Source organism: Thiolapillus sp. (assembly GCF_048562965.1).
Classification (GTDB): Bacteria; Pseudomonadota; Gammaproteobacteria; order Chromatiales; family Chromatiaceae; genus Thiolapillus; species Thiolapillus brandeum_A.
In genome coordinates this window covers 1-7083 of sequence record NZ_JBHNMF010000148.1, presented here as the reverse complement: position 1 = coordinate 7083, position 7083 = coordinate 1, and the positions used below count along the sequence as shown (strand labels likewise).

At 57.1% G+C, this 7083-nt stretch carries 6 protein-coding genes and 1 tRNA gene; 3 read left to right on the top strand and 4 right to left on the bottom strand.

Going from position 1 to position 7083, the window contains the following annotated elements; genetic code table 11:
• Window positions 1-153: 153 nt before the first annotated feature.
• A complete protein-coding gene (gene arfB, locus ACOCD2_RS09525) occupies window positions 154-570 on the top strand; it encodes an alternative ribosome rescue aminoacyl-tRNA hydrolase ArfB (protein ID WP_293647080.1) in 417 nt (138 codons plus the stop codon).
• Between the two features lie 71 nt (window positions 571-641).
• Here the strand turns inward: arfB and purB are convergent, their stop codons facing one another.
• Together purB and ACOCD2_RS09515 are read right to left on the bottom strand one after the other, a co-directional pair.
• Window positions 642-2009, bottom strand: a complete 1368-nt coding sequence (purB, locus tag ACOCD2_RS09520; RefSeq protein WP_293647078.1) for an adenylosuccinate lyase — start codon at window positions 2007-2009, stop codon at window positions 642-644.
• A gap of 52 nt (window positions 2010-2061) precedes the next feature.
• The gene (locus tag ACOCD2_RS09515) at window positions 2062-3237 is read right to left on the bottom strand and encodes a pyridoxal phosphate-dependent aminotransferase (RefSeq protein WP_293647076.1); all 1176 of its coding nucleotides are present in this window, start codon (window positions 3235-3237) and stop codon (window positions 2062-2064) included.
• Window positions 3238-3318: 81 nt separating this feature from the next.
• Here ACOCD2_RS09515 and uvrB point away from each other — a divergent pair, with 81 nt between their 5' ends.
• Window positions 3319-5325 carry an excinuclease ABC subunit UvrB gene (gene uvrB, locus ACOCD2_RS09510; protein WP_293679993.1) on the top strand — a complete coding sequence of 669 codons (2007 nt, stop codon included), beginning with the start codon at window positions 3319-3321 and terminating at the stop codon, window positions 5323-5325.
• Between the two features lie 24 nt (window positions 5326-5349).
• Here uvrB and ACOCD2_RS09505 read toward each other — a convergent pair whose 3' ends face one another.
• Window positions 5350-6174 carry a class I SAM-dependent methyltransferase gene (locus ACOCD2_RS09505; RefSeq protein WP_293647072.1) on the bottom strand — a complete coding sequence of 275 codons (825 nt, stop codon included), beginning with the start codon at window positions 6172-6174 and terminating at the stop codon, window positions 5350-5352.
• Between the two features lie 323 nt (window positions 6175-6497).
• Here ACOCD2_RS09505 and ACOCD2_RS09500 point away from each other — a divergent pair.
• A tRNA-Ser gene (locus ACOCD2_RS09500) sits at window positions 6498-6588 on the top strand.
• Window positions 6589-6900: 312 nt separating this feature from the next.
• Here ACOCD2_RS09500 and ACOCD2_RS09495 read toward each other — a convergent pair.
• The coding region (locus tag ACOCD2_RS09495; protein WP_293714917.1) for a hypothetical protein at window positions 6901-7083 on the bottom strand (183 nt) is incomplete at its 5' end.

Here is a 7083-nt window from a genome sequence, read left to right as displayed (position 1 = left end):
TATAGGTCTTTGTCTCTCATAGGGGATTACGATAATCTACCCACTCCATTTGGGGAAGAGCCACGCAGACTATCTACACCATCCCCGCTGAAGAGGGCTAGCCTGTCGTGCTATTCCCCCGCCAGGTTAACAATCATTCATGAGCAGGCGGTAATGCTACAGATATCTTCCAAGGTTGCGATTCCTGACGATGAACTGGAGTTCTCGGCCATTCGCGCGCAGGGTGCCGGCGGGCAGAACGTCAACAAGGTTTCATCGGCCATTCATCTGCGTTTCGATATCCGGGCATCTTCTCTGCCGGATTTCTACAAGGAGCGCCTGTTGCGGTTGCGGGACAGGCGCATCAACAAGGAGGGCGTCATCGTTATCAAGGCGCAGCAGCATCGTACCCGGGAGAAAAACCGGGAGGATGCGCTGCAGCGTCTGCAGCAGCTGATCAAAAGTGTTGCCGTGGTTCAGAAAGCCAGACGGGCGACCCGGCCGACCAAAGGCTCACAGAAACGGCGCGTGGACAGCAAGGTGAAACGGGGGAAGACCAAGGCATTGCGTGGCCGGGTGCGGGAAGACTGAATATATTGATCTGGCGCCAATAGACGCCCAGACGTGATGCACTGTTTGCCAGCAAGGTATCGGGTCAGGATTCAGATGGCCCTGGCCTGTGCCTCGGCATTGCCCACATAGGTGGCCGGGCTCAGTGCCTTCAGTTCCTCTTTTACCGCATCCGGCAGTTCCAGCGTGTCGATGAACGCCTGCATGTCCTGCCGGTTGAGGCGCTGGCCGCGGGTCAGTGCCTTGAGCTTCTCGTAGGGTTCTTCGATGCCGTAGCGGCGCATGACCGTTTGTATGGGTTCTGCCAGCACTTCCCAGTTGGCGTTCAGGTCTTCCAGCATTTTGTCGGCATTGGCTTCGAGCTTGCCGATGCCGCGCTGCATGGAATTCAGGGCAATCATACTGTAGGCGAAACCTACGCCCATGTTGCGCAGTACCGTTGAATCGGTGAGATCACGCTGCCAGCGGGACACCGGCAGCTTCATGCTGAGGTGGCCGAGCAGGGCGTTGGCCAGGCAGAAGTTGCCCTCGGCATTCTCGAAATCGATGGGGTTGACCTTGTGCGGCATGGTGGAGGAGCCCACTTCACCGGCGATGGTCTTCTGCTTGAAATAGCCCAGGGAGATATAGCCCCAGACATCCCGGCTGAAGTCGATGAGGATGTTGTTGAACCGGCTCACGGCGTCGAAAAGTTCCGCCATGTAGTCGTGGGGTTCAATCTGTATGGTGTAGGGATTCCAGATCAGCCCCAGGCTCTCGACAAACTTTTCCGCATGAGCGGCCCAGTCGATGTCCGGATAGGCGCTCAGGTGCGCATTGTAGTTGCCCACGGCGCCGTTGATCTTGCCCAGCAGGGCAACGCCGATCACTTTTTCACGCTGTCCCCGCAGGCGGTGCACCACGTTGGCCATCTCCTTGCCCATGGTGGATGGCGAAGCGGGTTGCCCGTGGGTGCGGCAAAGCATGGGTACGTCTGCGAGCTCGTGGGCGAGTTCACGGATGGCGTGGATGGTGGCATCCATCTGTGGCAGCAGTGCCGCGTCCCGGCCTTCGCGCAGCATCAGTGCGTGGGAGAGGTTGTTGATGTCCTCGGAAGTGCAGGCAAAATGAATGAATTCGCTGATGGCTTCCAGTTCGTCATTGCCGGCGATCTTCTCCTTGAGGAAGTATTCCACCGCCTTCACATCGTGGTTGGTAGTGCGCTCGATGTTTTTCACGCGCTGCGCATCTTCCAGGGAAAAGTCAGCGATTATCTTTTCCAGAATGCCGTTGGCATGATCGCTCAGGCCGGGGACTTCATCGATCTTTTCGTGGGCCGCCAGGGATTGCAGCCAGCGGACTTCCACCAGCACGCGGTGGTAGATCAGCCCGTATTCGCTGAAGATGGTACGCAGGTTTTCGGTCTTGGAAGCGTATCGGCCATCGATGGGGGATACGGCTGTCAGGGAATTCAGTTCCATAAATGTGTTCTCGAACGACTGGGTCACGCTGCTGCGTGGCCCGAAAGGTGAATCAGATGGCGGTGATGCGGTCCAGGGCTTTTTCCAGGTTCTCCATGCTGGTGGCGACGGAAAAACGGATATGCCCGTGCATGCCGAAAGCGGTACCCGGAATAAGCGCTACGCCCGCCTTTTCGATCAGGTATTCGGCCAGCTCCACGTCATCGTGGATGCCGTCCAGGCGCTCGATGAACCCCTGTACGGAAGGGAATACGTAGAAGGTGCCGTCCGTGGACAGGGCTTCCATGCCGATGGCATTGACCCGCTCGACCACGTAGTCATGGCGCTTCTTGAACTGGGTGAGCATTTCGCCGATACAGTCCTGGGGGCCGTTCAGTGCCTCTTCCGCAGCATACTGGGAAATGGAGCAGGGGTTGGAGGTGCTCTGGGACTGGATCTTTTTCATCGCCTTGATGATGTCCGCCGGCCCGCCGGCATAGCCGATACGCCAGCCGGTCATGGAATAGGCCTTGGAAACGCCGTTCAGCACCAGTATGCGGTCATACAGGTCCGGACAGGCATTGAGGATGTTGACGAAAGGCATGCCTGTCCAGCGGATGTGTTCGTACATGTCGTCCGTGGCGATGGTGACCCGCGGATGATCACGCAGGACTTCGCCCAGGGCTTCCAGTTCTTCCCGTGTGTAGGCCATGCCCGTGGGGTTGGAAGGACTGTTGATGACGAACAGCCGGGTATTGTCGGTGATAGCGGCTTCCAGCTGTGCGGGCGTGATCTTGAACTGCTGGTCTGCACCGGCATGCACCAGTACGGGGGCGGCGCCGGCCAGGATCACCATGTCGGGATAGGATACCCAGTAAGGCGCCGGAATGATCACCTCATCGCCCGGATCCAGCAGGGCCTGGGCCATGTTGAAGAAACTCTGTTTCCCGCCGCTGGAGACAAGAATCTGCTCCGGCGTGTATTCGAACCCGTTGTCACGCCGGAACTTGTCGATCACTGCCTGCTTCAGTGAGGCAGTACCGTCCACCGGCGTGTATTTGGTCTTGCCCTCGTCCATGGCCTTCTTGGCGGCATTCTTGATATGCTCCGGCGTATCGAAATCCGGCTCTCCGGCGCCGAGACCGATGACATCTTCACCGGCAGCACGCAATGCGGCTGCCCGGGCTGTGATTGCCAGGGTAGGAGAGGGCTTGACTGCCTGTACGCGACTGGAAAGTTTGATGTTCATATCTGATCGGTTTCAGGTTAATTGCTCGCGATTCCTTTATGGTTGTTATCATAGCCCAACATCGCCACAGTAAGAATCCCCATGACGAAAGAATTTCAGCTTGTTTCCGATTTTTCGCCCGGAGGCGACCAGCCTGAGGCCATCGCCCGGCTGACGGAAGGTGTGCGCAACGGTGAGGCGGGCATGACCCTGCTGGGTGTGACCGGCTCGGGCAAGACCTTCAGTATCGCCAACGTGATACAGGAACTGCAGCGCCCGGCCATCGTGCTGGCGCCCAACAAGACCCTGGCGGCGCAGCTCTATGGCGAGTTCCGGGAGTTTTTTCCCCACAATGCCGTGGAGTATTTTGTTTCCTACTACGACTATTACCAGCCCGAGGCCTATGTGCCTGCCTCGGATACCTTCATCGAGAAAGACGCCTCCATCAACGAGCATGTGGAACAGATGCGCCTGTCGGCCACCAAGGCGGTGCTGGAACGGCGTGACACCATCATCGTGGCCACGGTATCCGCCATCTACGGCCTGGGTGATCCACGCCAGTACATGTCCATGCTCCTGCACCTGGTGCGGGGTGAGCCGGTGGATCACCGCGCCATCCTGCGGCGCCTGACCGAATTGCAGTACACCCGCAACGAAGTTGAACTGCATCGCGGCACCTACCGGGTGCGGGGCGATGTCATCGACATTCACCCGGCAGAAACCGAGGACGAAGCGGTGCGCATCGAACTGTTCGATGACGAGATCGAGTCCATTGCGCTTTTCGACCCGCTGACAGGGGAAGTGCAGCGCCGGGTGCCGCGTTACACCGTGTATCCCAAGACCCACTATGTCACGCCCCGGGAGACTATTCTCGATGCGGTGGAGCAGATCAAGGTCGAGCTGAAAGAACGCCTGGACCAGCTGCGTGACACGAACAAGCTGCTGGAAGCCCAGCGCCTGGAGCAGCGCACGCGTTTTGATCTGGAGATGATGCTGGAGCTGGGTTACTGCTCGGGTATCGAGAACTATTCCCGCTACCTCAGCGGTCGTGAATCGGGCCAGCAGCCGCCCACCCTGTTCGACTACCTGCCGCCGGATTCCCTGCTGGTAGTGGACGAATCCCACGTCACCATTCCCCAGTTGGGCGCCATGTACAAGGGCGACCGTTCGCGCAAGGAAACCCTGGTGGAATACGGTTTCCGCCTGCCTTCCGCCCTGGACAACCGGCCCCTGAGATTCGATGAGTTCGAAAGCCGCTGTCCCCAGGCGATCTATGTCTCCGCCACTCCCCGGGAATACGAGATCAGCCATTCCGGCGAAGTGGTGGAACAGGTGGTGCGGCCCACGGGACTTGTGGACCCGGAAGTGGAGGTGCGTCCTGCCACCACCCAGGTGGACGACCTGCTTTCGGAGATACATTTGCGCGTGGCTGAGGGGGACCGGGTACTGGTCACCACCCTGACCAAGAAGATGGCAGAGGATCTCACGGATTACCTCATGGAGCATGATGTGCGGGTGCGCTACCTGCATTCGGACATCGACACCGTGGAGCGGGTGGAGATCATCCGCGACCTGCGCCTGGGAGAATTCGACGTGCTGGTGGGCATCAACCTGCTCAGGGAAGGGCTGGACATGCCCGAAGTGTCCCTGGTGGTCATTCTGGACGCGGACAAGGAAGGCTTCCTGCGTTCCGTGGGCTCGCTGATTCAGACCATAGGCCGTGCGGCGCGTAATGTTAGGGGCAAGGCGATCCTGTATGCCGACCGGATGACCGGATCCATGAAACAGGCTATCGAAGAGACCGAACGCCGCCGGGCAAAGCAGGTTGCGTTCAATGAAGAGCATGGCATCACGCCAAAAACCATCCAGAAGAAAATCGCCGACATCATGGAATCGGCTTATCCTGGTGGGCAGAAGAGTGCCCGTGAATATGCCAGGGTGGCTGAAGAAGAGGCGGCCTACGCCAGCCTGTCACCCAGGGATCTGGCGAAAAAGCTCAAGGCGCTGGAAGATGCCATGTACCAGCATGCGCGGGATCTGGAATTCGAAGAAGCTGCCAAAGTGCGGGATGAGATCAAACATCTCAAGGAACTGGGTCTTGTGACTTGATGGAGCGCCGGGGGATCAGGGATTTCATGCGGTTTTTTCAGCGGTAATGTAGGTGATCCAGCCGGCATCTGCATCCGCTTCTGTCGCGGGATAGAATTCGCCATCCGGTTCGCCGTCCTCGTCCCATCCCTGCCAGTAAACGGTGACCTCGAAGCCGGTTTCACGCAGCAGATCCTGTATTTCCGGAAGCGTCCATAGTCGCCAGTGATAGGCAAAAGCCTGATCCAGTCGTGAGCCGTCCTCGAAAGCGAAATGGATGTAGCAGGTCAGGTCGTGACTGATGGGGTTGAACTCCGCCTGTTCCCAGATATAGGTGAAACTGCCCTGGTCGGTTTCGATTTCCCTGTCTTCTTCCACCTCGTGAAGGCTGTCGTAGCCGCCGTAGAAGTCCAGAAAGAAAATGCCGTCTTTCTTCAGGCTGTGATGAACGCGCTCGAAGTATTTCTTGAGCGTGTTCCTGTCCTTGAACAGCCAGTAACTGAAATTCATGGCGGAAACAATATCAGGTGATTCAGTTTCCACCCGGAGCACGTCTGCGTTGATCAGTTCTATACGCTTGCGTTCGGCGTCTTTCAGCCGGGAAAGGTTGTGGGTCTTACCCCAATGAAGCACAGATTTGTCCAAGTCGACGCCGATGGCGCGGTTGTGCTTGCGCCGCTTCACCCACTCGCAGCAGACATTGGCTGTGCCACAGAAGTCCTCGCGCAGCAGTCTGGCCGGTTTTGCCCGAAGTTCCCTGTAGGTATCAGCAACAAAATCCACTTCTGCTTCCGAACACTGTACAGACAGTTCATAGAGTTCGTGGATATCCGCTTTTTCAGCAAGTGTGGGCCGGTTTTTCTTCTTCATGGAGGTGGGTGGGAAGCGCCAGGGAATACGGAACTATACTGAATCTTGCTTTCGATGGGAATTTGCATGGAAAGTTTGTGGGAAATCTGGCCCAAGCATTGCGCTGGAAGCCGAAGTAGTTTAATCTTCGCACCCTGTTTTGCGAGGATCGCGCTTGCGAGGCAGGCAAAACGGAGTAGTAAAACTGGAGAGGTGTCCGAGTGGGTAAGTCGGAAGCCTTTGTCCAGTGAACAAAGGAAGTCCGACGCACGCGAGGCAGGAAGCCGAGCTGGGTGCGACACAGGGATGTTGCTTGCGATGCAGGCGAAACGAAGTAGTAAATTGGAGAGGTGTCCGAGTGGCTGAAGGAGCACGCCTGGAAAGTGTGTATACGGTAATCCCGTATCGAGGGTTCGAATCCCTCCCTCTCCGCCAAATATGAAGAAGGGGTCCATAGGGCCCCTTTTTTGTGCCTCCACAGAAAAATTCGTGGGTGGTTTCCGGTACGGGTATTGCCCCAAGCGCGTGATAGAAAGCAATTTCAGCAGCTTGGTAGGTCTGAAAGCCGTACGCTTTTCTGGCAGCCAGTTTTGCTTTGGCATTCAGGTCCTCCACAATGCCGCTGAAGAGCTGCTTTTTCGTGCTGAAGGAATAAACTCGAACAGCTGCTCCGGCGACCGATCTTACCCTGGCCTTCTTTGGCCGCATCCACTACATGTTGGTCGGTGATTTGACCGAGGTTGTATCTCAGCTTCCACCAATCGTACATCCCCGTACACATATGATTTGAATTTCTGCACTCGATTGAGGAGTGTTTTGATCTGCCACCTGCCCGCTATTCCCTGATCCGGCTTTACAAACACTGTCCTGCTGCAGATGTGTCAACAAAATGGCGTTAATTGACAAGATAGTTTTGTGGTCCACGTTTAG

Excerpts from the sequence above, each read along its gene's own strand:
- arfB (WP_293647080.1), top strand. The coding sequence starts at position 154 with ATGCTACAGATATCTTCCAAGGTTGCGATTCCTGACGATGAACTGGAG.
- purB (WP_293647078.1), bottom strand. The coding sequence starts at position 2,009 with ATGGAACTGAATTCCCTGACAGCCGTATCCCCCATCGATGGCCGATAC.
- ACOCD2_RS09515 (WP_293647076.1), bottom strand. The coding sequence starts at position 3,237 with ATGAACATCAAACTTTCCAGTCGCGTACAGGCAGTCAAGCCCTCTCCT.
- uvrB (WP_293679993.1), top strand. The coding sequence starts at position 3,319 with ATGACGAAAGAATTTCAGCTTGTTTCCGATTTTTCGCCCGGAGGCGAC.
- ACOCD2_RS09505 (WP_293647072.1), bottom strand. The coding sequence starts at position 6,174 with ATGAAGAAGAAAAACCGGCCCACACTTGCTGAAAAAGCGGATATCCAC.